Origin of the sequence: Bacillus paramobilis (assembly GCF_038096195.1) — a bacterium.
GTDB lineage: Bacteria > Bacillota > Bacilli > Bacillales > Bacillaceae_G > Bacillus_A > Bacillus_A mobilis.
The window spans coordinates 2,668,764-2,694,376 of the sequence record NZ_CP151108.1 but is presented as its reverse complement, the minus strand read 5'-3'; the positions used below and the strand labels follow the sequence as shown (position 1 = coordinate 2,694,376).

Annotated in this window: 33 protein-coding genes; 18 read left to right on the top strand and 15 right to left on the bottom strand. The window is 31.8% G+C overall.

Annotated features, from left to right (window positions below):
* Window positions 1-55 precede the first annotated feature (55 nt).
* The 14 genes from AABL52_RS13975 to AABL52_RS13910 all read left to right on the top strand — a co-directional run bounded on the left by AABL52_RS13975 (window position 56) and on the right by AABL52_RS13910 (window position 10,995).
* Window positions 56-967 carry a DMT family transporter gene (locus AABL52_RS13975; protein ID WP_340420100.1) on the top strand — a complete coding sequence of 304 codons (912 nt, stop codon included), beginning with the start codon at window positions 56-58 and terminating at the stop codon, window positions 965-967.
* 195 nt (window positions 968-1,162) lie between these two features.
* Window positions 1,163-2,086 (top strand): nucleoside hydrolase, encoded by a 924-nt coding sequence (locus tag AABL52_RS13970; protein WP_098238927.1) that lies wholly within the window; start codon window positions 1,163-1,165, stop codon window positions 2,084-2,086.
* 76 nt (window positions 2,087-2,162) lie between these two features.
* Window positions 2,163-2,621: a GNAT family N-acetyltransferase gene (locus tag AABL52_RS13965; protein ID WP_341517702.1), complete on the top strand. Its 459-nt coding sequence runs from the start codon at window positions 2,163-2,165 to the stop codon at window positions 2,619-2,621.
* Window positions 2,622-2,646: 25 nt separating this feature from the next.
* Window positions 2,647-3,093 (top strand): NUDIX domain-containing protein, encoded by a 447-nt coding sequence (locus tag AABL52_RS13960; RefSeq protein ID WP_098259245.1) that lies wholly within the window; start codon window positions 2,647-2,649, stop codon window positions 3,091-3,093.
* A gap of 170 nt (window positions 3,094-3,263) precedes the next feature.
* A complete protein-coding gene (locus AABL52_RS13955; RefSeq protein ID WP_340420103.1) occupies window positions 3,264-3,527 on the top strand; it encodes a heterocycloanthracin/sonorensin family bacteriocin in 264 nt (87 codons plus the stop codon).
* A 98-nt stretch (window positions 3,528-3,625) separates the two neighbouring features.
* Complete coding sequence (locus AABL52_RS13950) at window positions 3,626-4,642, top strand: serine hydrolase domain-containing protein (protein ID WP_341517701.1); 1,017 nt, start codon at window positions 3,626-3,628, stop codon at window positions 4,640-4,642.
* A gap of 30 nt (window positions 4,643-4,672) precedes the next feature.
* Window positions 4,673-4,816, top strand: coding sequence for a hypothetical protein (locus tag AABL52_RS13945; RefSeq protein WP_000653369.1), 144 nt, complete (start codon window positions 4,673-4,675; stop codon window positions 4,814-4,816).
* Between the two features lie 283 nt (window positions 4,817-5,099).
* Window positions 5,100-6,308 (top strand): L-lactate MFS transporter, encoded by a 1,209-nt coding sequence (locus tag AABL52_RS13940; RefSeq protein WP_341517700.1) that lies wholly within the window; start codon window positions 5,100-5,102, stop codon window positions 6,306-6,308.
* Between the two features lie 298 nt (window positions 6,309-6,606).
* Window positions 6,607-7,233, top strand: coding sequence for a cadmium resistance transporter (locus tag AABL52_RS13935; RefSeq protein ID WP_341517699.1), 627 nt, complete (start codon window positions 6,607-6,609; stop codon window positions 7,231-7,233).
* Window positions 7,234-7,422: 189 nt separating this feature from the next.
* Window positions 7,423-7,839: a GNAT family N-acetyltransferase gene (locus AABL52_RS13930; protein ID WP_341517698.1), complete on the top strand. Its 417-nt coding sequence runs from the start codon at window positions 7,423-7,425 to the stop codon at window positions 7,837-7,839.
* Window positions 7,840-8,053: 214 nt separating this feature from the next.
* On the top strand, window positions 8,054-8,569 hold the full coding sequence (locus AABL52_RS13925) for a DinB family protein (protein WP_098259242.1): 516 nt from the start codon (window positions 8,054-8,056) through the stop codon (window positions 8,567-8,569).
* Window positions 8,570-8,851: 282 nt separating this feature from the next.
* Window positions 8,852-9,295, top strand: coding sequence for an NUDIX hydrolase (locus AABL52_RS13920; protein ID WP_341517697.1), 444 nt, complete (start codon window positions 8,852-8,854; stop codon window positions 9,293-9,295).
* Window positions 9,296-9,325: 30 nt separating this feature from the next.
* The gene (gene dnaN / locus AABL52_RS13915; protein WP_341517696.1) at window positions 9,326-10,456 is read left to right on the top strand and encodes a DNA polymerase III subunit beta; all 1,131 of its coding nucleotides are present in this window, start codon (window positions 9,326-9,328) and stop codon (window positions 10,454-10,456) included.
* 26 nt (window positions 10,457-10,482) lie between these two features.
* Window positions 10,483-10,995: an NUDIX hydrolase gene (locus AABL52_RS13910; protein ID WP_341517695.1), complete on the top strand. Its 513-nt coding sequence runs from the start codon at window positions 10,483-10,485 to the stop codon at window positions 10,993-10,995.
* 130 nt (window positions 10,996-11,125) lie between these two features.
* On the opposite strand, the gene AABL52_RS13905 is transcribed toward AABL52_RS13910, so the two are convergent.
* Window positions 11,126-12,088 (bottom strand): MBL fold metallo-hydrolase, encoded by a 963-nt coding sequence (locus AABL52_RS13905; RefSeq protein ID WP_341517694.1) that lies wholly within the window; start codon window positions 12,086-12,088, stop codon window positions 11,126-11,128.
* A gap of 296 nt (window positions 12,089-12,384) precedes the next feature.
* Here AABL52_RS13905 and AABL52_RS13900 point away from each other — a divergent pair, with 296 nt between their 5' ends.
* Together AABL52_RS13900 and AABL52_RS13895 are read left to right on the top strand one after the other, a co-directional pair.
* Window positions 12,385-13,377: an LAGLIDADG family homing endonuclease gene (locus tag AABL52_RS13900; protein WP_341517693.1), complete on the top strand. Its 993-nt coding sequence runs from the start codon at window positions 12,385-12,387 to the stop codon at window positions 13,375-13,377.
* Window positions 13,378-13,533: 156 nt separating this feature from the next.
* Entirely contained in the window at window positions 13,534-13,929 is a 396-nt protein-coding gene (locus AABL52_RS13895) for a RidA family protein (RefSeq protein WP_341517692.1), read from the top strand.
* Between the two features lie 699 nt (window positions 13,930-14,628).
* Here the strand turns inward: AABL52_RS13895 and AABL52_RS13890 are convergent.
* From AABL52_RS13890 to AABL52_RS13865, 6 genes are all read right to left on the bottom strand, one after another.
* The gene (locus AABL52_RS13890; RefSeq protein WP_341517691.1) at window positions 14,629-15,444 is read right to left on the bottom strand and encodes a YwqG family protein; all 816 of its coding nucleotides are present in this window, start codon (window positions 15,442-15,444) and stop codon (window positions 14,629-14,631) included.
* 78 nt (window positions 15,445-15,522) lie between these two features.
* On the bottom strand, window positions 15,523-15,930 hold the full coding sequence (locus tag AABL52_RS13885; protein WP_166703855.1) for a DUF1992 domain-containing protein: 408 nt from the start codon (window positions 15,928-15,930) through the stop codon (window positions 15,523-15,525).
* 21 nt (window positions 15,931-15,951) lie between these two features.
* Window positions 15,952-17,148: an alpha/beta hydrolase gene (locus AABL52_RS13880; protein ID WP_341517690.1), complete on the bottom strand. Its 1,197-nt coding sequence runs from the start codon at window positions 17,146-17,148 to the stop codon at window positions 15,952-15,954.
* Between the two features lie 79 nt (window positions 17,149-17,227).
* Window positions 17,228-17,593: a hypothetical protein gene (locus AABL52_RS13875; RefSeq protein WP_341517689.1), complete on the bottom strand. Its 366-nt coding sequence runs from the start codon at window positions 17,591-17,593 to the stop codon at window positions 17,228-17,230.
* Between the two features lie 261 nt (window positions 17,594-17,854).
* A complete protein-coding gene (locus tag AABL52_RS13870; protein WP_341517688.1) occupies window positions 17,855-18,226 on the bottom strand; it encodes a YxiJ-like family protein in 372 nt (123 codons plus the stop codon).
* 12 nt (window positions 18,227-18,238) lie between these two features.
* On the bottom strand, window positions 18,239-19,090 hold the full coding sequence (locus AABL52_RS13865; RefSeq protein ID WP_097844858.1) for a patatin-like phospholipase family protein: 852 nt from the start codon (window positions 19,088-19,090) through the stop codon (window positions 18,239-18,241).
* A 179-nt stretch (window positions 19,091-19,269) separates the two neighbouring features.
* Between AABL52_RS13865 and AABL52_RS13860 the strand changes: the two genes are divergently transcribed.
* Window positions 19,270-19,647 (top strand): PH domain-containing protein, encoded by a 378-nt coding sequence (locus AABL52_RS13860; protein ID WP_097844857.1) that lies wholly within the window; start codon window positions 19,270-19,272, stop codon window positions 19,645-19,647.
* Window positions 19,648-19,768: 121 nt separating this feature from the next.
* Here AABL52_RS13860 and AABL52_RS13855 read toward each other — a convergent pair whose 3' ends face one another.
* The 5 genes from AABL52_RS13855 to AABL52_RS13835 all read right to left on the bottom strand — a co-directional run bounded on the left by AABL52_RS13855 (window position 19,769) and on the right by AABL52_RS13835 (window position 23,537).
* Window positions 19,769-20,242, bottom strand: a complete 474-nt coding sequence (locus AABL52_RS13855; RefSeq protein WP_341517687.1) for a GNAT family N-acetyltransferase — start codon at window positions 20,240-20,242, stop codon at window positions 19,769-19,771.
* A gap of 1 nt (window position 20,243) precedes the next feature.
* On the bottom strand, window positions 20,244-20,765 hold the full coding sequence (locus AABL52_RS13850; RefSeq protein ID WP_097844855.1) for a YfiT family bacillithiol transferase: 522 nt from the start codon (window positions 20,763-20,765) through the stop codon (window positions 20,244-20,246).
* Between the two features lie 16 nt (window positions 20,766-20,781).
* On the bottom strand, window positions 20,782-21,309 hold the full coding sequence (locus AABL52_RS13845) for a GNAT family N-acetyltransferase (protein WP_341517686.1): 528 nt from the start codon (window positions 21,307-21,309) through the stop codon (window positions 20,782-20,784).
* A 63-nt stretch (window positions 21,310-21,372) separates the two neighbouring features.
* Window positions 21,373-22,695 (bottom strand): FAD-dependent oxidoreductase, encoded by a 1,323-nt coding sequence (locus AABL52_RS13840; protein WP_341517685.1) that lies wholly within the window; start codon window positions 22,693-22,695, stop codon window positions 21,373-21,375.
* Window positions 22,696-22,757: 62 nt separating this feature from the next.
* Window positions 22,758-23,537 carry an undecaprenyl-diphosphate phosphatase gene (locus tag AABL52_RS13835; protein WP_341517684.1) on the bottom strand — a complete coding sequence of 260 codons (780 nt, stop codon included), beginning with the start codon at window positions 23,535-23,537 and terminating at the stop codon, window positions 22,758-22,760.
* Window positions 23,538-23,669: 132 nt separating this feature from the next.
* Here AABL52_RS13835 and AABL52_RS13830 point away from each other — a divergent pair, with 132 nt between their 5' ends.
* Window positions 23,670-23,876 (top strand): hypothetical protein, encoded by a 207-nt coding sequence (locus tag AABL52_RS13830; RefSeq protein WP_016134636.1) that lies wholly within the window; start codon window positions 23,670-23,672, stop codon window positions 23,874-23,876.
* Window positions 23,877-23,929: 53 nt separating this feature from the next.
* Here AABL52_RS13830 and AABL52_RS13825 read toward each other — a convergent pair whose 3' ends face one another.
* From AABL52_RS13825 to AABL52_RS13815, 3 genes are all read right to left on the bottom strand, one after another.
* Window positions 23,930-24,310 carry a nucleotide excision repair endonuclease gene (locus AABL52_RS13825; RefSeq protein ID WP_340420118.1) on the bottom strand — a complete coding sequence of 127 codons (381 nt, stop codon included), beginning with the start codon at window positions 24,308-24,310 and terminating at the stop codon, window positions 23,930-23,932.
* Between the two features lie 77 nt (window positions 24,311-24,387).
* Window positions 24,388-24,951, bottom strand: coding sequence for a GNAT family N-acetyltransferase (locus AABL52_RS13820; protein ID WP_016134637.1), 564 nt, complete (start codon window positions 24,949-24,951; stop codon window positions 24,388-24,390).
* A gap of 27 nt (window positions 24,952-24,978) precedes the next feature.
* Window positions 24,979-25,560 (bottom strand): hypothetical protein, encoded by a 582-nt coding sequence (locus tag AABL52_RS13815; RefSeq protein WP_341517683.1) that lies wholly within the window; start codon window positions 25,558-25,560, stop codon window positions 24,979-24,981.
* Window positions 25,561-25,613: the final 53 nt, after the last annotated feature.

Here is a 25,613-nt window from a genome sequence, read left to right as displayed (position 1 = left end):
AAAGAAATAATTGGTAATTTGAAAGTGGTTGGTTTATTAGGGAGGGAAAGATAACATGCATAATAAAAAAAGGGATTTACGCATCATATGTGCTCACGCTTTTACGATTTTAATATGGGGGACCGCTTTTCCGGCAATTCGTATGGGACTCGAATCTTATACACCAGAGCATCTTACTTTACTACGTTTATTAATTGCTTCATTTATACTACTTTTGTTTTCTTTTATATATAAGTTGCGGCTACCAGATTTAAAGGATATCCCAGCAATTTTTATATTTGGTGCTTTAGGGTTTACTATTTATCACATTGCACTAAACTACGGTGAAAAAACAGTAAATGCTGGATCTGCAAGTTTAATTGTTTCGGTCACACCTATAGTAACGGCAATTTTTGCTTCTGTTTTTTTGAACGAAAAAATGAAATTAAATGGTTGGATTGGTGGTGTAATTAGTTTTATAGGAATAGCTTTCATATCATTTAGTCAAGGAGATACTATTCAATTGAATAGTGGAGGATTATTTATATTATTAGCAGCGATTGCAGAAAGCCTATTTTTCGTTTTTCAAACTTCTTACTTGAAAAAATACGGCTTCTTGCCATTTACCATATATACAATTTTATCTAGTACTGTATGTATGCTTATTTTCTTACCGGGAATGTATACAGAAATATTAGCAGCTCCTCTTGAAGTGAATATGAGTGTTTTATATTTAGGTTTATTTCCAACAGTACTTCCATATATCGCATTGGCTTATATCATCTCTCATTCTGGTGCTGCTGAGGCAACAAGTTCTCTATATTTAACACCAGTAACTGCATGTTTTATTGCGTGGTTATGGTTAGGTGAAGTGCCGACATTTGTTTCGATAATTGGCGGGGGAATTACTATACTTGGGGTTTTAATTGCACATGTATCATTAAAGAAAGAAATGCAAAGTGCAGAATACGGCAATATAGCAAAGTAGTTTGGTTAGAATTTGCAAGAGACTTAATTGAACTGTTAATTAGATTTCTTATTAGAGGAAGGATTAACATAATGTTAATCCTTTTTATTTATACAATTCTTATTAGTAATATTCATATAAAATTGTATAGTTTAATTATTTTTTTACATATACATAATTATCATCTGCTATTTTCTATATGAAAGGAGACATCCTTTGGAAAAAGTATTATTTTTCGGAGACCCAGGTATTGATGACTCGTTTGCCATTATGTTTGGTTTACTGCATCCTGAAATTGAAATTGTCGGTATTGTAACTGGATATGGAAATGTGGAACATATACATGCTGCACATAATGCAGCGTATATTTTACAGCTAGCAAATAGACAAGACATTCCTGTTATTAGCGGTGCAACAAAACCACTTACAGAAGAAATTACAACATATTATCCTGAAATTCATGGACCAGAAGGATTAGGTTCTATTCACGTGCCAGAAAGTGTATTGTCTATCCCAATATACAATTTTGGTAGTATTGCTTCGATTCTTGTAAAGTACGGAAAGGATCTAACAATTGTCGATGTAGGAAGATCTACCTCATTAGCAATTGCTTTTAATTTATGGAATGATTTAATGCTAAATGTAAAAGGAATATATTTCATGGGCGGTGTCTTTTTAGAAGTAGGAAACGTTACGCCATTAGCAGAGGCAAATGTGTATGGAGATCCTATTGCAAGTAAAATTGTTTTTCAGCAAGCAAAGAATTTATTGATATTTCCTTTAAATGTAACAAACAGAGCTGTGTTAACACCAAATGTATTTGACTATATTCAAGCTAATTCAAAGAATCCATTCCATACGATAATGAAACCAATGTATGATTACTATTTTTCTGCATACCAAAAACTTAATCCATCTATCGAAGGGCCTTTGCTTCATGATGTGGTTGCTATAAGTGGATTAGTAAATCCAAGTTTTTTTGAATTTGTACATCGTACAGTGAATGTTGATACATATGGAGATACGAAAGGACAAACATTTGCTGATTTTCGACCTAGTTCTATATCAGAAGGAGCTTGTATTGCTTTAGAAATAGATGAAGAAAAATTTATACAAGATTTTATTAAAACTATGCTATAAATCGCTGTCGAAACAGGGATTTATTTCAATACGTTGAATATATAAATACATTCTCTTTATAAAGGAGCTTACAATATTGAATGTCCAGTTAAAGATTGTTACGAGAGAGAATTGGGAAGATGCCTTAAAGTTACAAGTTAAAGAAAATCAGACGAAATTTGTTCCATCCGTAGCAGTTTCACTTGCTAAAGTGTATATAAAACCAGATGGTGACAATGTAGAGTACATACCATTTGCGATATACGATGGCGATCTAATAGTTGGTTTTATTATGCATGCTGTTGTAAGAGAAACAACTGATATGCATTGGATAAATGGATTTATTGTTGATCAAAAGCAGCAAGGTAACGGTTATGGAAAAGCGGCATTACAAGAAAGTATTTATTTAATAAAAAATACATGTAAGGCGTGTAAAGAAATTAGATTAACCGTACATAAAGATAATATTTTTGCAAAGAAACTGTACGAACGTTACGGTTTTCAGCCATTGGGACATGATTATGATGGTGAGCAAGTATATCGTTTATTCGTTTAAAATAAATGACTGGGAGGAATAGCAATTGAAAAATAAATTTCATCATATTGTACGAGCTGTTATGTTAAAGGATAATAAATTATTATTGGCTGAATATATTGGCCATCATTATTTTTTACCAGGTGGTCATGTTGAAGTTGGCGAATCAGCTGAGAATGCATTAATAAGAGAACTAAGAGAAGAACTCGGAGTAAATTGTAGTATAAAACAATTTTTAGGCGTCATAGAAAACCAATGGCAAGACCGTGAAGTTCTTCATCATGAAATCAATCATATTTTTGAAGTAGATTCGCAAGAGTTACATATTGATTTCATACCAAAATCTAAAGAATCTCATTTAGCGTTTCATTGGATAGATTATACTCAAGAAGCTTTACATACGTATAAAATTATGCCAGCGCCTTCAGTTAAAGAGTTACTAGAAAGAAAATTAAGCGATGAACTACTAAACTGTTGGATTAGTAATTTTTAAGCACCTCTATTAATAGTAAATACGTCCACCGAAAGCAGATTAAGAAAATAGGCTAAAAAACAAGGTACATCACCTAGTTTAATTTCATATTTTGTTGATGTACGCATTTAGTCTATAGCCTTTTTCTACTATTTGGACGGAATTTATTTTTATAAATGGAGGGTTTCGTAATGAATCAGTTTCAACAAGAACTACAATTATTAAATCTTAATGATTATCAATCTGGTAATGTTGTGTATTGGGATCAACTGCAACAAAATCAATATCCATACTATTACATTCAAGACGATGCACGTCGTTGTGGCGGATGCGGAGGTTGTGGTGGTCGCTGTGGTGGATGTGGCGGCGGAAGATGCGGAGGTTGCGGTGGACGTTGTGTAGGTTGCGCTGGATGTTTCGGTTGTTTTAACTGCTGGAACTGGTGGATCATTTAATTATAGTAAGAAAACTATTTTACTTGAAAGAAAGGTGTGAAAATTATTTTGCACTTTTCTTTCAACTGTAATTGTTATACGTGTTAAGGGGGATTTATTTGTATACATACGATAGGTTAATTTCTTTGGTAGAATATATAAAAGAAAAAAATCATAGTTCTGCAACTGCACTTTGTATTATAAAAGATAACAAAATTGTACTAGAACATTATAGTGGATATCACTCAAATACATCGACTAATAAAAAAGTGAACGCATCTTCACAGTTCAATGTTGCTTCTGCTAGAAAAAGTTATTTAGGTTTAATGGTAGCATTTGCACTTTACGAGGGGAAAATAACCTCTATTGATGATGAAGCGATAAAGTATTTTAAAGATTTTGATCCTGAATTACTTGGTAAAACAACGATAAGACATTTAGTAACTCATTCGCATGGTTTAGGAGAAACGAATGACGGGACGATTTTTCGTGAATTTGAACCTGGACAATCATGGGCGTATAGAGATGTTAATGTAAGAATGATAACACGTCTTATTTATCAGCTATATAGTAAAAGTTTTCCTGAATTATTAAAAGAGCGTGTGTTGACACCTGCTAATTTTCAAGAAACAGGTTGGAGAATTAAGCAAGATGAAAATTTAGTTGAAGTTGTTAATGACCCAAATAAAGACGCAATCAGTGAAATTGGTACAGTAGATGATGGTACTGAAAAAAATCTATTTGTCTCAGCTAGAGAATTTGCGCAGTGGGGCAATCTCCATTTAAATCAAGGTGTGATAAACGGAAAACAAATTGTTCCAAAAGAAGTTATAAAAATTGCTACGAGTTTGCAGAGCCCAACATTTGTAAACAAAGAACTACCACAAAACGGGTTGTTTTGGTTCGTTCAAAATGAACCTGCGCTTTTAAGTGAACTTGGTGAAAGAGTTCCAAAAGGATCGTATCAAATATTAGGAATTACCGGACCGACTATATTAGTAATACCTGAATATAATGTAGTTGTTGCGAAAATGTATAATAAAAGATATAACTACGGCGGTGATAATTATTTATATTATTTACGTGAATTTAGCAATTTAGTCGCTGATACATTTCGTAACAGTAATAGGGCATAATGACTCCTATAATGAAAAGGAGTGAGAAAATTGAAAGATAAAATGAATAAAAACAAAAAGCAAAACATTAAAGATGTAAATACAGAACAAAATGCAATTTATAGCGATCCAAAAGACGCAGCTAATATGCAGACGGTACCGCAGCCGAAGGATTTTGATGAAATCGAATATTAATTTTTATCCATCCGACTATATGATGATGGAAAAATACATCTTAAGTCCCATCACATGAAAAAAATCTTTTGGTATGCTATATACATAAGCATTTGAAAATGTCTTATCTTAACAAAGCTTTCTTTAAGTAAATCTAATATAACCTGCAAAAAGACACTTCATTATGGAGTGTCTTTTTGTGTACATGAGCTGAATTACCATTTTCCGTACAGTATTTTGTAATTTATGATGGATATACTAATTGTGAAAATTCATGTCATGACTAAAGAAGGGGACAGTTAGTATGAAACAAACTTCTATAAATCCGTTACTAATTGTTCTAGGTACAATCATTGTTCAAATTGGCCTTGGGACAATTTATACATGGAGTTTATTTAATCAACCCCTTGTCAGTAAGTTTGGATGGAATCTCAATGCCGTTGCGATAACTTTCTCCATAACAAGCTTTTCTTTATCATTTTCAACCTTATTTGCAGGGAAATTGCAGCAAAAGTTAGGCCTTCGTAAACTCATCGCTACGGCAGGGATTGTTCTGGGACTTGGGTTAATACTTAGTTCACAAGTTTCTTCCTTACCATTACTATATTTATTAGCTGGTGTTGTTGTTGGTTATGCAGATGGAACTGCTTATATTACATCACTATCTAATTTAATTAAATGGTTTCCAAATCGGAAAGGACTTATTTCTGGCATATCTGTTTCGGCATATGGAATGGGTAGTTTAATCTTTAGATATATAAACGGAAGTCTTATCGATAGTCTTGGTGTATCGAAAGCATTTTTATATTGGGGTATCATCGTCTTGCTTTTAGTTTTAACCGGATCGTTCTTCTTACGTGAAGCAATCGTAAGTAACACTGTAATTGAATCATTACACAATGACTATACACCTCGTGAAATGATGCGAACGAAACAAGTATATCTCTTGTTTTTTATGCTATTCACATCGTGTATGGGCGGTCTATATTTAATCGGTATGGTAAAAGATATCGGTGTACAACTCGTTGGACTTAGCGCAGCAACTGCAGCTAACGCCGTCGCAATGATTGCGATTTTTAATACGGTAGGTAGAATCGTACTTGGAACGTTATCAGATAAAATTGGTCGAATGAAAATTGTTTCTGCAACATTTATAATAATTGGATTGTCAGTCTTTACTTTAAGTTTCATTCCTCTAAATTATGGAATTTATTTCGCTTGTGTAGCAAGTGTTGCTTTTTGCTTTGGTGGTAATATCACAATCTTCCCAGCCATTGTTGGAGATTTCTTCGGATTAAAAAACCATAGTACAAATTACGGGATTGTATATCAAGGTTTCGGATTTGGCGCACTTGCAGGAGCGTTCATCGGAGCATTACTTGGTGGGTTTCAACCGACCTTTATTATAATCGGTGTTTTAAGCGTTATTTCCTTCATTATTTCGATTTTAATTCGCCCACCAAAAGCAGAAAAGAAAAAAGAAACACAACATTTATATCGGAAAGTAGCTTAATTATAAAAAGAGTCCTCAAAAAGGGCTCTTTTTATATTACAAAATATTTAATTTTCCTTTTTACTAATTGTGCAGGGAGAAAAGAGTTACATAATTCAAAGTGAAATGATTTAGAAAGGAATAAAGTAGTTTATTTCTTAACGAACCAAGTAGCAGATTAGTTAAATAATCATATTGTTTTATAAAGGAACCAAAATGTTCTTAAAAACTACAGTTAACCAATTTTGTTATTAGAAATGCAATTCATTAATAGACCATTATTTTCTTATAAATTTATAATGAAGGTAGTTGGCTTATATTGGTTACAACCATAATTTCTTCTTTTATAGCATTCATTTCAACAAATATTGATGACATTTTTATACTCCTTGTTTTATTTTCACAAGTAAAGACAGGAATAATTAAGAAGGAAGCTAGAGCTGTCCGAGAAAAAACTAAGATGAAAGAACTTTATATTGTTATTGGACAATATTTGGGGTTTAGTGTAATTATTTTTTTGAGCATCATTGGTTCTTTAGGCTCTTTTTTCATTCCTATATCGTGGATTGGGTTATTAGGATTCGTGCCAATTTATATGGGAATGAAAGGACTATTGTCACTTCGTTCTTATAAAAGAAATGAATTTATTGATAACGTTTCAGGTTCAATATTTAAAGTAGCTTCGATTACATTAGCTAATGGAGCTGATAATATTTCAATTTATATACCAATGTTCGCTAGTCAAAATCTTAAAACAAATATTGTTACATTAGTTATCTTTTTTTGCATGATAGCAATATGGTGCTTTATTAGCTACACATTGTTAAGAGCTCCTAGTTTAGCTAAAGTACTTGAGAGAAATTGTCATATTATCGTTCCAATAGTTCTAATTGGCTTAGGAATGTTCATTCTTTTTCGCAGTAATACAATTGAATTATTGTACTAATATGTTAAAACTAACAGAAGTTTTAATTAAAAAGAATCAAACGCTGTATAAAACCGTACGACAGATAAAATGTAGTACGGCTTTTCTTTATTTTGGTGAAATGAAACAGTGCTCTACGACTATTAAGTTAGACAGGATATTACGATTATTAAATTGAATAGATACTTGAAAAGGAGCGTGATAATTAAAATGAAAATAGTAAAACAATGGGTCCAAGAAGATAGTGATTACATAAGAGAAAAAGTAATTGAGTATAACCAAAAACATATTTCGGATGAAGAGAAAAAGCTTTCAGAAAAAATTAGTTTTATAGTGAGAAATGAAAAGGAAGAAATTGTAGGTGGAATAACTGCGATTACATTTTGGCACCACGTACATGTCGATTTCCTTTGGGTTTCTGAAGAGTATAGAAACGAAGGATACGGAAGTAAGTTATTAAAACTAATTGAAGAATTTGCAATTGAAAATGAGAGTAGGCTAATCAATTTAGATACTTTTAGCTTTCAAGCACCTGATTTCTATAAAAAGCATGGATATAAAGTGATTGGAGTAAGTGAAGATCATCCGAAAGGACATAATCATTACTATTTAGAAAAACGTTTATAAAGTGTATATAGAATTAACGTTAGTATTTGGAATACAAATTTATCCTTTTGGATTATGCATTTAAAAGAAAATTTTGAGGCAATTCATATTTAGAGGCACTTCTAAAGCAAAAAAGATAGGATTAGAATAGTAGTGATGGGAAACTATTTTTTATAGCGAATATATTTAAAATAGGAATCTAAGAGTGGACATTCAAATAAAGGGGGAAATTCTTATGAATTCATTTGTGAATGACAAGTTTTATGAAATAAGAAAAAATCTATTCGAGGAAATTACGATGTTGAACGATGCGCAATTCAACAATAAGCCAGATAAGAATAAATGGAGTATAGCACAAGTATGTCATCACTTAGTTTTATTGGATAAAGTGGTTATAAAGGTTATTTCATCTGGCTTAAAAAAGATTGATAGTACCCTAAAAGAACGTCGAGAAATTCACTCTATATTACAAGATAGAGCGATAAAATTTGCAGCTCCAGAAATGATTGAACCCAGTTTAGAACTATTTGAAGTGCAGCAAATGGTCAATTTGTTAAACGAATCGAGAAAAGAATTAATGCGTTTCCTAAGTACAATAGAAGATGAATCTATACTAACGAAAAAATCAGTGATGCATCCAGCTCTTGGAGAATTACTTCTTGATCAGTGGATAGAACTGATCTATTTGCATGAACAGCGTCATATAGAACAAATCAAAGAGATAAAACTACTTTGTGAAATTGGGAAGTAAAAAATCTTTGGCTATTAACAAAAAATACGGGTCTCATATGTATACTTTTAAAATTGATCTAAAGAAAGGCTAATTTGGAATCCGTTTGTTATATAAGTTTAACCTCGTCTCAAAATGAGAGCGGGGTTTTTATTAATTTTGGAGCTACTCTGGGATTTTTATTTAGTATTAATTTAATCAATTTTTTATTCTAATACTTAGGGAACTTACTATTAAACCGAGTTAATGATAGAATGATAAACAGACAGAAAATTCCTTTTATTAAAAACAGAGGAGGTACGTATGAAAAAAGTAAATGTCACATATGCACTTTTATACGATAAAACAAATGAAAAGATCTTAATGGTAAAAAACAAAGGGAAGAATGGTTCTTATTACACATTACCAGGTGGTGCAGTTAAATTAGGAGAAACGTTAGAAGAGGCAGTAATTCGGGAAGTGAAAGAAGAAACCGGTCTACATATAACTGTAAACGGTATTTGTTACATTAGCGAAGCTTTTTTCGAAGAGAGAGGACATCATGCAATTTTCTTTAATTTTTTAGGTGAAATAATTGACGGGGAGACAAATATAACAAGGCCAAAAGAAATTGAAGAGATTACTTGGATGGAATTACATAGAGCAGCACCACATTTACGTATACCAGAACACTTATTAATTATATTACAAAGGAAAGAAACAGCACCTTACTTTTTTAACGGAACAATCATTCATCAATCTTCATAACATTATCATTTCATGTAAGGCGGGGAAAAAATGGAGTTTATCGTTAATCATAAACATTTCACTCAAGCACTTTCAGAAGTAAGTAAAGCTGTATCTACTAAAGCTATAATACCTATATTATCTGGTATAAAAATAACTGCAGATCAATCTGGAATTACTTTAATCGCAAGTAATTCAAATATTTTCATTGAAAAATTCATCCCTAGTTCCAACGAAGACGACCAAATTCCAACTATAGTAAAAGCAGGAACTATTGTAGTACCTGCAAAATATTTCATTGAAATTATAAAGAAAATGCCAAGTGATGTATCAATAAAAAGTACGAATGAGCAAATCATTACGATACAATCAGAAGAAATTACATTAAACTTAAACGGACTTCCAGCATATGAGTTTCCGAATGTACCACTTATAGACGGTCATACAAAAATACAAGTGGAAACAGAACGATTAATTGAAGTATTTAAACAAACTGTCTTTGCAGTAGCTAAAAATGAATCAAGACCGGTTCTTACTGGCGTTCATTTCGAGTTAGATCATAATAAATTAATTTGCGTAGCAACTGATTCACATAGACTTGCTATACGCGAAACAATGATATCTACAGATGTGAAAGCAAGTTGTATCGTACCAAGTGCAACTATTAGTGAACTTCTAAAATTAATGACTAGTAATTCCGAATTCGTATATATCTATCTTTCAGAAAGTCACATTATTTTTACATTCGGCACAACTACATTATATTCACGACTAATTGAAGGAAAATATCCTAATATTTCTAGTTTAATTCCAAATGATTTTCAGACAGTCATTAACATAGATAGAAAAAAGATTTTACAAGGTGTAGATCGATCAAACTTATTAGCAAGTGATTGGGCAAATAACAATGTCAACTTAGAAATCATAAACGAATCCGCAATTAAGATTTCTTCTAACGCTTCTCAGATTGGAAAAATATCCGAGACACAACAGGTAGATACGATTCAAGGTGAAAAACAATTAAATATATCTTTCGATGGACGATTTATGTTGGATGCTTTAAAGGCGATAAAAGAAGAAACGGTTACTTTAAGTTTCAGCGGTTCTATGAGACCAATATTAATTGAAGCAGGGTCACAATCTGCAGCAATACATCTTATATCACCAGTAAGAGCTTATTAAAAACATAGGAAGGAATTACATACATTATGTACAAGCATACTTTATGTTTTATAAAAAGAAATGAAGAGATACTTATGTTAAATAGAGAATATGATCCTGTAAAAGGATTGTGGAATGGGGTAGGAGGAAAGATCGAAAAGGGAGAAACACCTTTAGAAAATGCAATTCGTGAAATAAAAGAAGAGACTAATATAGAAATTACGCAGGACCAAATTCGGTTTAAAGGTATTATTAAATGGGAGGACTCTTCATATTCTGGTGGCATGTATGTTTATCTAATAGAGCTACTGAATGAATTTACATATCACACTCCAAAAAAAGTCTCAGAAGGAATTCTTGATTGGAAAGAAATTTCTTGGATTCTAAGTGACTATAATTACGGCGCAGGAGAGATGATACCTAATTTTTCACCGGAATTACTTCACAATGAATTAATATTAGAGCACAACTTTGTATTATCTAATCAGAAATTAATAGATTATAGAAATGATGAATTGGCTAAACAGGACAGTTCAATAGATAAAATAATTCAATTGTAAAAAGCAGGAATGCACCTCTGTTCGAACAAGTAGAGTTTCAGATAGCGTAAATGCAAACTAAGTGAAATAAACTTAAATACAGAAAAAGAGCGAATCACTTATAAGAAGGTTCGCTCTTTTTTATTTATAATTAAATTTCTCTCCACCATGCTGATGAAGGATAGTCTTTAGATTTTAACGCAATAGATTCGCCAATTTGAGGCGTTGTAATTTTAACTCCTAAACGGTTAGCCTCTTTCGTAACTCGTTCAATTGGATCACTCCATTCATGTAATGCTAATGTAAAAGCACCCCAATGAATTGGAAGAAGTAGATCTCCTTTCACGTCAATATGAGCTTGAACCGTCTCTTCAGGTAACATATGAATAGCAGACCACCTCGGATCATATTGTCCGCATTCCATCAATGTAAGATCGAATGGACCGTACTTATCACCAATTTCCTTAAAGTGAGGAGCATACCCGCTATCACCACTAAAGAAAACTCTAGTCTCTTGGCCAAGAATAAGCCATGAACACCATAACGAACAATCTCTATCTGTCATACTCCGTCCAGAGAAATGCCTTGCAGGTGCACAAACTAACTTTATATTATCAAATGTAATTTCGTCCCACCAATTATGTTCACTAATTTTGCTAGGTGAAACACCCCATTTAATTAAATATTGTGCAACTCCAATTGGAACGTAAAAGTGCTTTGCGCGATCTTTTAACAGCATAATACTCTTGTAATTCAAATGGTCATAGTGATTATGAGAAATGATAATCGCATCAATTTCTTGAAGGTCTTCACGTTTTAAAGAAAAAGCACCACTATAACGTTTACTAGTAAACAGAGGAAATGGGGAAGAGGCATCTCCAAACATCGGGTCTAATAACAATGTTTTCCCTTCTATTTTCAATAGTGAAGCAGAGTGCCCAAACCATGTCACCCTCTCTAAAAACTCATTATTTTTATCCGATAAAACAATAGGTAAATTCTTTATAGGACGCAGCTTTGATTTCATTTTAAAGTAATCAGTCATTAAACCGATAATATCCTTCGGTTTAAAACTTACATCAGTATGAATTTGATTTATGTATTTCTTTTTCATTCGTTCTCCTTTTTACGTTTAACAATATACGTATGTTGTTATTGTAGCTAATTGTAGTGTAAACGAAATTATCTTACCTTTCATCTTAAACGCATTACATTTCATAAATTTATCAAATTCATTATTTTTATATATAAAATGAAAATTATATAGCAGCAGATGAAACTAATATGAAGTAAATGTAAATTGTTTTAATTTAGTAAATTCATTTTTATATGCAACAAAGAACATATGTTTTGTTGTATGTTATAGAAGAAAGTAAGTCTCTATTTAAGTGTAAGAAGGAGAGGATGTAAGTGCAAATAGAAAGAAAAAAGAAATCAAAATGTAAACTATCAAAATCTGAAATAACGCAGCTATATGCAGAAGGAAAGAGTACCTCAGAAATAGCTACGCTTGCCAATGTGTCTGCTAGGTATATTCGTATGGTTTTAACAGACAATAACGTTCCAAGGCGCGCTATAGGGAGTTGGAAGAGAAAGTATGACATAACAGAAGATTATTTTAAAACGTGGTCAAACAATATGGCTTATATTTTAGGGTTTATAGCAGCAGATGGTGTCATACAGAAAGAAAATCAATGTGTCAGTATATCTCAAAAAGAAAATTACATTTTAGAAGATATAAAACAAGAACTAAACACCAACCAGCCACTATATCAAAACAAAAAAACAGGCGTATATATGCTAAACATAAATAGCAAAACAATAAAAGACGATTTAATGAACATTCACGGAATTAAGCCATGTAAATCATTTAACATTGAAATTCCATTTGTACCAGAAGAATATTTACATCATTTTGTGCGTGGGTATTTTGATGGGGATGGTTACGTCAAGTATGAAACGTATACAGTCAGTTTTGTAGGAGGATCATATACTTTTATGAATTCTTTACATCAAATACTACAAAATCACAATTTATCAGCCGATTTACTAAATCAAAATAAACATTATCGCGTCATTTTAACCGGGAGAAAATCAATACAATTATTTTCAAATTGGATTTATACAGACAAAGATATTTATTTGTATAGAAAATATGAAGAATTTCAGAAAGAAAGTCAAAGTTTAGACCAATTACAAGATCGAAAACTAAAACAAACTCAAACTGCCGTTAAACAAAGAAAACAAAATTTTCTTAAAGAATATGCGAAAAATAAATGTAATGCTACAGCTTGTTCAAATTTAGAAATAAGCGAATCGACTTTTAAACGTTGGCTAAAAAATGATAATCAATTTAAAAGAAAGTACGAACGAATTAATTTTGATAAATCCAACTACCAATAACTAAATTTAAAATTCTAGATGACCTTAGTATAGGTATTAACATAGCCATACTAAGGTTTTTTAGTTGAAATTATTAAAGGATTCTTATTTTTATTTATAGAACATAGTAAATACATAGATTTTACAATTAATTTACTTAAAAAGGAGAGAGACACCTTGCAAAAGAAATTTATCAATCCAGAAACGATGCCACCAACTTTTGGATACTCGCATGTAGTCGAAGTTAGTAACGCAAAACGAACAATTTACATATCTGGGCAAGTAGCAATCAATACTGATGGTCAAATAATTGGCGTTGGTGATTTAGCTACACAAACGCGACAAGTATTCGAAAATATTAAAAGTACATTAGATACTTCGGAATTAGAATTTAATGATGTAGTAAAATTAACATTTTTCTTAACAGATATTTCTCAAATGGCCATTGTCAGAGAGATTCGAGATCAATACATTGATACTAAAAATCCACCAGCAAGTTCGGCTGTAGAAGTTAGAAAGTTAATTAACGATAACTTATTAATTGAAATCGAAGAAATTGCTGTAGCAAACTAATTTAATCATATCCATGCAATTCGTTTAATGTGATTGATTTAAAACGAACTGCATTTTTTATTGTCTTAAATATAATTTATATCTGGAGACATAATCATCATCAACTCATAAAACAACAAATAAGCACACAATCGATCACACAGAATGAATCCTGTGAAAAGGGGAGCGAAACAACTAATAGCTAATATATAATAAGTTTATTATTTTTAATTAGTTAACATAATATATATTATAGGCAGTTATAGAAACAAAGCAATATCAGGTATCAAAAACCAAGTAAACTATACTTAATGAGACGAAACGGAGATTTTTAATGAGATTTATATAAAATCGTATGTAAACGAATTTCTACAGTTTTTATCGTTTTTTTGTTATAAATCCATCGCAGCAAATCCTAATCAATAATCGCTTAAGATTTAACGAATCAAAAATATTTTTGATCGGCAAGAAATTTTTATACAGAAAAATTATTTCTATACAAAATATAAATTAGTAATTTTATTTTATGTTTTACTTAATGAATTTATTGCTATTTGCACGCGTTTTATAACTTTGTATGATTTGCTGTTATTTACGCTTGACTTTCATTACACTCATCGCTTTTTATTCTAGTTAACATAACGTTTGTTTTTAACATAAAAAAATCTCCCTCACCTTCAGGAAGATTTTTTAGCTTGCTAGTATTTCATTTATAAGATTTTAATAACAATCCCAATTGTAAATAACATTGGAAAAATCTAGATTTAATAAATCGTCTTTTTTTATAAAGAAATTAGCAACTCCAGAATCTCCCCACATAATATTTAATGAATCATCTGTATCAATTTGTAACAATAACATGTCATGTTGCTCGTATTTTTCTTCCCATTCCCTTGGATCTGTCTGTGTGAAAAATGGATAACCACCAATTTTATGCCCTTGATCTTTACATAAATCATCATACAGTTCGCCTAATTCTGTATTATTTTCTCCATCAACAATTTCTTCCCAATCAATCTCCTCACTAAACATCTTTTCAAATCGATAATCCCTTGATGTTACTGGTTGATAACCTAATTCAAACTTCAATTTTGCTGCTTCAGGTATGATAAAGTCCTCTAATTCTAAAGCGTTTAAATAACTAAAATCAGTAATAACCTTATTTAAATCTTCTATAATTGTAGAATGATAAATAATTCGAAAGTCTTTTTGGGTTGTTGGATGATCAAAATCTGCTCCGTACAGTTCATCATCAGCACTTACGAAAAACTGTAACAATCCCTTTTGAGGCATATATTCAACATGCGGCATTTCTTCAAAGTTTAGCTGCGCAAGTAACATCATAGGTTGTCCGTTTGAATCTTTAGGGTGCTCTTGATCTATAGGTAAATACGGATAGCCACCAAACTTACTCTCAAAAAGCGTTGTCTCTGCTAATGTTCCAGACACTTTAATATACGGTTTCACACTTTCTTCTAAAATACTACGATACCGCTCTAGTTCTTTCGGAATTTGAAGTTGATACGTATTCTTCATTGCATTTGCCTCCCTTTAATAATGAATTAAAAACGCCTTACTTAATTATATAGCAAAAGATAGCTTCATTGAAAATTGTTAAAAGTCCGTTTTCACCCTTGTTTTTTGCGCACTTGGTGGACAAAGTAAGTTATGTTCTAAAACCTTTTTATTAATAGTTCGAATTAAATCCGCTGCTTCTGCAGTATTTGTATTTTCTTTTAGTCTTTCTTTTAAATCATCAATTTCTTTTGAAAGCTCAATCCACCTTGGTAAAACATGATTATTTTTTAACGTTCTATACAGTTGCTTTTCAGGATTGTATGAAAGGTCTTTATCTAGATTTAGGGGTTTCCCTTTACCAGGCATATTATCAAAAGACCCTTTCTTTTCTGCTTCTTTAACGATAGAACTAATATGATCCTCATACGTATAGGACCAAACTTTCTCATCTTTTACTAAAATCTCTTGCTTTTTTAGTTTTTTATCTAGTTCTTCTTGATTCATAGATTCTCTCTCCTTTTTATTTTATAGTGTGTTTTTTGTAAGTTTTAAAGCTTTCAACCCGTCAAATAACTTTTCTCGCCACCAAACACCGTCATGTCCGCCTTGAAACTCTTCATAAGTAATTTGGTACCCTTTTTCTTTTAAAGCTTTATACAGGCGTCTATTAGCCGTTAAAAGAGGTTTGTTTTCAAGTTCTCCTGCTGCTATATAAAAATGAGGTTTAGTTGCATTTGAATTTATAGTTGAAATTTGATTTTCAATCCAAGGAATTTTATTTTCATAAGCATCTTTTTTCCAATGTACGGATCCAGACATTGATAACACGTTCCCGAAAATGTGTGGATTTTGAAGCGCTGCATAACAAGCTGCTAGGCTACCAAGACTGAAACCGGCAATTGTTGTATGGTTCGCTTCTTGATGCACACGATACTTCGCCTGAATCCACGGAAGTAATTCCTCTGTTAAAAATGCATTCATTTTATCGTTATAAGTTAGCTCTTCTAGCCGATTAACTGGTTCTATAGCAACAGCAATACAAGATGGGATTTCTTTTTCGTAAATTAAATAATTGAGTGTTTTTGCGATTGAAAGGTCATTAATGAATGAATTCCCATCAAATACAATGAGAAGTTCTTGAAGATGTGAAGTGTGAGAATAATCATGAGGCGTATAAATATGAATTTTACGTGTGTTATTTAAAATTGAACTATGAAAAGAATATGTTTCAATTTTTCCGGATGGATAATACTTTGAAGGAAAACGACTGCTATACTGCACTTCCATTTCTATATTTAACAAAGACGCTTTATTGGTACCTTCTCCAAATGTATTTTCATTAAATTGGTCTAATCGATACTGTTCACTACGCTTTATCCAATCGTTTTCGAAAAAATCGTTTACTGAAAAATAGTAAGTTGAAATAAAATGTTCATTTGTCCGAAACGTTACATACCAAATATCTGTCTGTAACAACCGTTGTAGTTGATTTACAGACAGATCCCAACCTGGAAAACTACCGAATACATAAACGTTTTCAGTTTTTCGGTCCCCTAACCAAATATACGTTATAAGCCTATATTGACTATCTACAGGACATTGTTCAATTAGTGGCGTACTATTCGACTTTATTTCATGCAAAAAAGTATTAAAAGCTTGCTCGTTGCCATTCTTTAATTGATTAGTAAGCTCCTTTAACTTAGGACTAATTATTGAAGTCACCCATCTTCCTCCTTTGTATTTCTTTTCACTAGATTGCTTTTATAAAATTTAGGATTAGGATGTTATGTATTTAAATGAGTTATTTATTAGAAAGTTTATCAATTGCCTGAATAGAAAGTTCTAATGCTTTTATCCGTCTTGTTAAAAGCGTTTTTTGCGGACTTCCAGCTTTAGATTTATCATAAGCCTTCTCAATTGATGGAAGTAAACCAGCAAGGACATTACGAGCTTTTATTAACTCTTCTTGGTTATACTGGTGACTTTCTTGATTCCAAACGTTTTCTAGCACTGCTAATCCTACGCTAACAGCTTTAAGTCGTTTTTTCACTAATGTAGTATTTACACCTTTTTGAGTCATCTGTAATAGGGCGTTTTCAAGTTTACGAATTGTTGATTGTAAAGATTTTATTGATTCCGATTTATCTAGATTTGATACGTTTTCCATTTTACTGTTGTCCCTTCTTGTTTTGTTATTGATAAAATAAGCACTTAATTTTACTCGAAATATTTTAACATAAATAACAAACTTTATTTGAGTTGGACAATGCATTAAAGGAAAACAATCGCTAAATCCCTCTCTCCTCCCTTGCATGATTCTATAAGTACTTCTTTCTGCACTTTAAAATTCCTATTTAAACAAGGTATAAATATTGTCTTTTTTATGAACAAAAAACGCACAAGCAGCATAACTTGTACGTTTTTATTTTTATTCAGTAAGATAATATAGTAATAGTTTTCGGATCTTCTCATAATTCATGAAATCTCTATACAAAACGGGATACTTCACAATTTTTGTTTCTAGAAAACGATATTGCGGAAACCATTCAAAAAACGATTTGCTTAGCCATTGTATTTGCTGATACGTAATGTTCTGTTCATTTCCATTTATTACAGAACTTAAAGTACCTGCTGTATGCATCCAATAATAATTAAAATCAGCGTTTATACAGTCTTTTTCGGTAAATATACTTTTTAAATCTCGCTGCAATTTTGCTGTAGCACGATACGGAAACGGTTTATGCAGTGAACTATGCATTTTCTGCAATTCATTAAAAATAACCTTTTTTCCTAATAGCAACTTTCCACCCCTTTATTTTTCTATCCACCTTAATAATTTTTCATAATGATATTGAGCATCTGTATAACCAAGATTATATAGATTAACAAGTTTCTCTTTATTTCTTTCTATTCCACTTATAGGAAGCTGTACGCTAGGCTGAATTACATAAAATTTGTCTTTTTGTTCTATTCGATTCATATAGGATATCGTCTCATTATAAAAACGATAATGTTCTACTAAAGACTCTGCGATATTCGGATATTTTCTATATAAAATTTTAGCTAGTCCAGAAAACTTATTTGGCTGCTTCTCATATCCTACTGGCTTTGTCATAATTACGACGTTCTTTTGATAACCATCAGTTTGCGCTTTTAAAACCGGTATAGGATCTATAATCCCTCCATCTAGCAATTTTCGATTATCATATTCTACAACAGGTGCTATAAAGGGGACCGAGCTTGATGCACGAATGATTTTTAAAATATCATTACCGTGTTCTATTTTATTGTAATAAACTGCTTTTCCTGAATTACAATCCGTCGTGCCTATAACAAACTGTTCATTTGAGTTTAAAAAAGTTTGAAAATCAAATGGTACAATTTTATTCGGGACTTCATCAAATAGAAAATCCATTCCAAATAATTCACGTTTTCGAATCAAATTTCGATAAGATATATAACGGTGATCTGATACGAGCTCTGTATTTACTTTTTTATTCCTTCCTTTTTGACGTGATAAATAAGTTGCGCCCATACATGCTCCAGCGGATACGCCAACTACATAAGGAAAGTATAAGTTCTTTTCCATAAAATATTCGAGTACTCCTGCAGTATATAACCCTTTCATTCCTCCGCCTTCTAATACTAAACCGATATTTTTCATGCTATATCCCTCTGCTTCTTTTTTCTTACTTACATGTTAGCACAAGATTTTAAGATGAGGTTATATAAATGAATTGCAACAATAACCAGAAACTACTAAAGTAATGTCATAATTTCTTAGTAAATAGCATGGTACAATATAAGTAACACATTCCACAAATAACGGAGGAGGAATTTCCTATGGGTTTATTTAGCGGTATTTTAGGAAATGCATCAAATGCGAGTACAGAAAGTGTAGAACGTGATTTAGAGAAGATTATGTTAGAGGACGAGAAAGTTGAGCATGCTTATAAATTAATTCGTGATTTAATCGTATTTACAAATCGTCGTCTTATTCTAGTAGATAAACAAGGGATATCAGGTAAAAAAACAGAGTATCATTCTATTCCTTACAAAAGCATTACACAATTTAGCGTTGAAACAGCTGGGCATTTTGATTTAGATGCTGAGCTTAAAATTTGGGTATCTAGTTTGAGTACGCCAATTACGAAAGAATTTAAAGGTGACGATAGTGTTTTAAGCATTCAAAAAGCGTTAGTAACATATACGACGAAATAACGTATTTTTGTATGTTTATTCATTTTAAAAATTAAAAACCCGAGTATTTTGGAAGAGTATGCATCTTTTTTGTATATTTAATCTCAAATAGCATAAAAAGGTAAAGCGTATTTCAAATGCTTTACCTTTCTTTTTTGTAATAAATAAGTGTAGTTTTTTCATTTAATTTCTTTATTACTTCTGTTCTTTTATACCCCATCTTTTCGTATAGAAAACAATTTCTTTCTTCTTCTAAAATTGTAGCAAGTTCAAAGCTCCGTGCTTCTAAAAACATCTCTTCAATTAATTTAAGTACCTTCTGAGCGATTCCTTTCCCTTGATAGTTTGGATGAATGAACATTGGACTAATCCAAAATTTATATGGTATTTCTTTTTTGGAAATGCATATCGCTCCAACAAGGTTAGAATCTATTATCATTTTATAATAGTTACTGCTGGGATTATTTATCCTTAAAATCGTTTTTTCAATAGATTCATTTGCTGGATTTGTTTCATAGTCTTTATATTTATTTAATAAAGGGTTAAACGAGTCTATTTGCATTTGAAATAAAACTGCTGCATCATTTTCTATCGCCTTCTCTAAAATAATCTCCATGTTACCAATTTAGTCTTTTTCTTAATGAAGTGATATGAGCTGTATGATGACGTCCGTGCCATGCATATAACCCAATTGCAACAGCGAGTTTTGTTTCACCGGTTTCAGGATGGTTAAATGTTTTTTCTAAATCTTTAAGTTCTAGAGAATATAAAAGGTTAACCCATCTTTTATGTAATGAATCTAACATTACTAGTGAAACATCTACTGGTAATTTAGAATCGGGTAGTTCTGCCCACTTCTCTTCTTTATATGGTTTAATAGTTGGGTTCTTTTCTGTTAGTGCTAATTTAAAGCGTATGTAGCTATTCATATGGCTATCAACAACGTGATGTACAACTTGACGAACTGTCCATCCACCAACTCGATACGGTGTGTCTAACTGCTTCTGATCTAAATCTTTGATTGCCTTTGTTAGTTCATTAGGTAATTCTTCAATTTCTTGAATCCATGTATCAATCATTTCTTCCGTTATAGGACGTTTGTATGTAAATTGGCCAATTGGATAACGTAAATCATTCATGTATAAGTCCCCCTTATTATAAGCGCGAAGTATTTCTCCATATATAATGTACAAACTTCACATGCTCCCCGTTTAATTCTACAGAATTTGTATCTACTTCGTTTTGACAAGAAGAAAATCCGCTTTTTTCTAGTACAACTTGTGATGCGAGATTATTAGTAGTTGTTTTAGCATGAACCTCATTAATTTCGTTATTTTTCGCCACGTCTAAAACTAATTTTACAGCTGCTGTTGCAACTCCTTTTTTAGTAAACTTTTCTCCGACTCGATACCCTAGCGAACTGCTTCGGTTTTCCGTATCTATATCTACTAAATTTATTCGTCCTACAATTTCTTTTTCTTCATTACGAATTAAATAAAAATAAGAATCTCCATCCGCCTGTTCTATTAATAAATCGTCTAGTAGTTTTTGAAAATATTCAAAATCGAAATATTGCGAGCCGCGATTTGGTACCATTGTTTCAAAAAAAGATTTATTCGTAAGTTCAAACGTAAATAAATCCTTCGCATCGTTTTTCTTTAATTGTTCTATGTATATTTTCATTTCGTTTACCCCTTCTATATCTACTAACTGTTATATATTCTTTTTTAATCAACTATTTTCCTGCTATTTCTTTCGCTTCAGTAACACAGCGAGTAGCACTTTCGGATGAAATAGGTGAAATGGACTACGAATTAAATTCATCACTCTTACTAATCGAATATAAATGTCAGAGTCACTTGCAGATAGTTCATATATTTGTTTCGTATACCAAAGCTGAATTTTTTGCTTTATCGTTAATTCTCTTTTTAGCTGAGGATGGCGTGATATCTCCGTTGTAGTCATTTCCCATGGAGTTTGTATGATATGAGCGGTCTCTTTATAAAACTGTTGAGTAAATGCTTTATTAAGTTTTTGTCTTCTTTGTAAAAGTAACTGTAATTGGTGAGCTTCCATAGCAGCAACTGAAACACCTTGCCCGAATACAGGATCAAAACGACAATGTGCATCCCCAACTACTAATAGTCTTTCGGGTAGATCATTCACTAAATCAAATCGCCGACGTACTTGATAAGGAATTTTGTACGTTTTAATATGTGAAATTGGCTCTGCTTTATTTAGAAAATCAGTAACATTAGAAATTGATAGGTTTTCAGCAAAATTATAAAATTCCTCATCTGTTTGTGGCGCTGTTTCATTTGCATATCCGCTGAAAGTAACAAAATAACGATTATCTTCAATCGTTTGAATAAGAACGCCATACGGATTATCTGGGAAACTTGGAGACATTAGCATATTACAGCAGTCTAATTTTTCATTTCCTTTAAGTTTAAACATTCTAGTTGCGTAAAATAAATCAATACGCGCTTTCTCTTCTTGCACTTCGATATTATATTCACGTAACCACGCTATACTTTTTGAACCGAATCCACTTGCATCAACAACTATATCTGCTTGAATTTCTTCTTGTGTGCCAGTCTCTAAACATTTCGCTTTTACTCCACATACTTTGTTACGTTTTCCATCTATTAATAACCCTTCAATCAATGTTTCATATTTAATAGTAATATTAGAAACCTGATCTATTCGTTTTTGAATATGCCATTCAAGCAAAAATCTACTTTGTTGAATCATATGTACTTCTCCTGTGAATGTTTGTTTCCATAAACCAAATTGATGCCATTTTAAATCACGGGTAAAGTTATTTACGATACTACCCGCTTCAATTAATTCATTAGTGATAGTAGGAAACAATTCCTCAATCGCTTTTTCTCCACCTTTTAATAACACATGAGGATGATTACTTTGTGGAACTCTTTTTCTAGAAGCTTTTCCATCCCATCTTTCACCAGCTTCTATAATGAGTACTTCTTTAAAAGCAGTTGATAATGCTTTTGCTGCGAGTTTTCCTGCTATACTTCCTCCGATAACGATAGCCTTATTAAACATATTTGCCCCCTTAATGAAAAAAGACCCTGCCTTGTATGAATGAAACAGGATCTGTTACTAAATTAAAACACATGAGTATATTGCAACGTTAATATTAAAATACCTAATCCCCATACGTAATACGCGAATACTTTTAATGAGTGACGTTTTAAGTATTGAATCATCCATGAAACGGCTATGTAACCAAAAAACGCAGCTGATAACGTTCCGACAATTAAAGATGTACTAGAAATAGATTCTGCTTGCCCTTGATAAACATCTGCTAATTGCAAAATAATAGCTCCGACAATGGCTGGCGTTGATAATAAAAAAGAAAAGTAAGCAGCGGTTTCGCGGTCTAATTTCCTCCATAATGCTGCGACGATTGTCATACCAGAACGAGAAATTGCCGGAAAAATAGCAGCTGCTTGAAAAGAACCGATGATAAATGCATCTTTATATGTAATGTCATCCATTTTTTTACGACCATTTTTTTGTTTATCGGCCATATATAAAAATAAACCTGTCACTAAAAACTCCCAACCAATCGTAATACCTGTTTTTGAAATATCCTCAAAGAAGTCTTTAAATAACAATCCAATTACAACTGCAGGTATCGTTCCGACAATAAGTAGTAGCATTAGTTTTGAAAATGGATTTTTAATTAAATATATAAATTCTTTTTTGTAATAAATAAACACCGCAAGCAAAGTCCCAATATGCAGCATCGTATCTAAAAACAATCCGGCTTCATCTAATTGAAACATATGCCTTCCTAAATAAAGATGACCTGTACTACTTATCGGTAAAAACTCTGTTAAACCTTGTATGATTCCTAAAATAAAAGCTTCTAACCAATTCATGATAGTCCCCTTTCTCGTTTGCTTGTACCAATATATGAAGGTTAAATTTTCGATATGAAAAAAACTATATTTCTCTATGAATTTACTTTCATTTTATGGATATATATGTAAAAAGAGGTCAGGAGGGTTACTATGTGGCAACATACGAAATTCGGCAATGTATTACTTTGGATAGGACCAATCCTTGTGTTTGTGGGGTTATGTATGACAAATGTTATTTCAGATATTCCTTTTTTTGAAGGGAAACATAAAACAAGTGGAATTGTACTTATTTGTATAGGTGTGTGCTGCTTTATTGTTGCGAATCATTTAAAAAAAGGTGAAAAATATGAGGACTAAATTTAAATAAAAAAACAATCCCAGTATATGTGCTAGGATTGTTTTTTTGTTACTTATTTATAGAATACTTTATCAACGTTATATTTTGCTTTATATTCATTAATGATAAATGTTTCGTAAATTTCTCTTTCTGTTGGATCTTCTACGATACATGCATCAATGCGGTATACTTCATCACGGTGATTTTTAATTGGTGAAACATTGTCTTCGAAATGCTTCTTAATACGTTGTCTAATTTTACGAGCTTTACCTACGAAAAGAAGTTCGTCATTAATATTATAAAACATAAAAATGCCGCCTTTATCTCTAGGGAACAAGTGGAAATCGATAAAACCATTAATCGGAGTAATGATTGGCTCATCTCCTTTAATAACTTGTTTACGTTCAGTAATTGAAACATCAGCTTCAGGAATATTAATTTTAATCAAGTTCATTCACGTCCTCTTTTATTATAAAGATAAATAATAGCATACATACGTAAGAAAAGCTACGTTCAGAGGCATATTTCATTTTATAATTCAAATATTATAGGAGTATCATGTAAACTCTTCTTCCAAATCATATGATCACTTGATTCTCCCCAATAATCCTTCAGTACATAACTAGGCTCTCCAAACTTCTTCGTCCATATACTTTGCGCTTTTTTGTAGCCACTATCTAAACAGTATTCTGTTATTCCCCTGCTAAGTAGCGTAAGAAACATTGTGTTTAGTAGTAAACTCCCTATACCCTTTCTTTGATACTCCGGAAGTATAAATACAGTTCCTATTTCATACAAATCCTTAAGTACACCGCCTGTACAACTATTAATCAACGTACTTGCTGGACCAATTTCAATTGTTCCAATGATTTTATCGTTATTTGTATCAATTGCTAATAAAAAGTAACGTTTTTCTCCATTACTATCAAAATCTGTTTTCAAATATTGCTTTTTCATGTTAATTTCATTTTCTATGTCATCCGATAATTGTGATAATCCTTCGTCTTTATATGCATTCGTTATAACTATATGGAAAAACAAGTGAAGTTCCACTAAATCATCCGAATTAGGTCTTCTAATTTCAATGTTATACATGATTTAAATCTCCATTCTATGCAGTTGTTAGAACCATACTTTATATACTTTATATACTCTATTCAACAATATTCTACAAAGCCCTGCATAGATCCAGCAGTATAGAAAGCTTAGTATAAATATTGATAAAATAATTTTTATATCCATAGTTGTATGAATAGTAGGACCAAGTACTGGAAAACGGAAAATATCTAGAACAATCATAATTCCTATAAGTAGACAAATCGCAGAAAAGGAAATTACCCAAATTCTCCTCTTGAATTGTATAAAGGAAAGTCCTAAGGCTATACCTAATAAGCCTGTAGTAAAGGGAAATACAATTAGTTCACTTGGCTCAATAATAAATAATAGGAGAATAGTAAGAATATAAGAAAGTACTCCCTCACGAATAGAGTAGCAAATAGCCAAAAAAATTGGTAACGTCGCAAAAGGACTAATGAATAATCCTATACCAGGAATTAAGTTTCCCGCCGCTTGAAACATAGTGGCCAAAGCACTCATTAAAGCTGTAATGACTAACTTATTTGTTAGGGACAATTTTCTTTTATGAACAAAGTTCGCATCATTCTCTATCATAAGTTGACACCAATAACGTACAAACCGATTCATCAAAATCCCCCTAAAGATACCTAATTCATCACTTTTCTATTTTATTCATACAC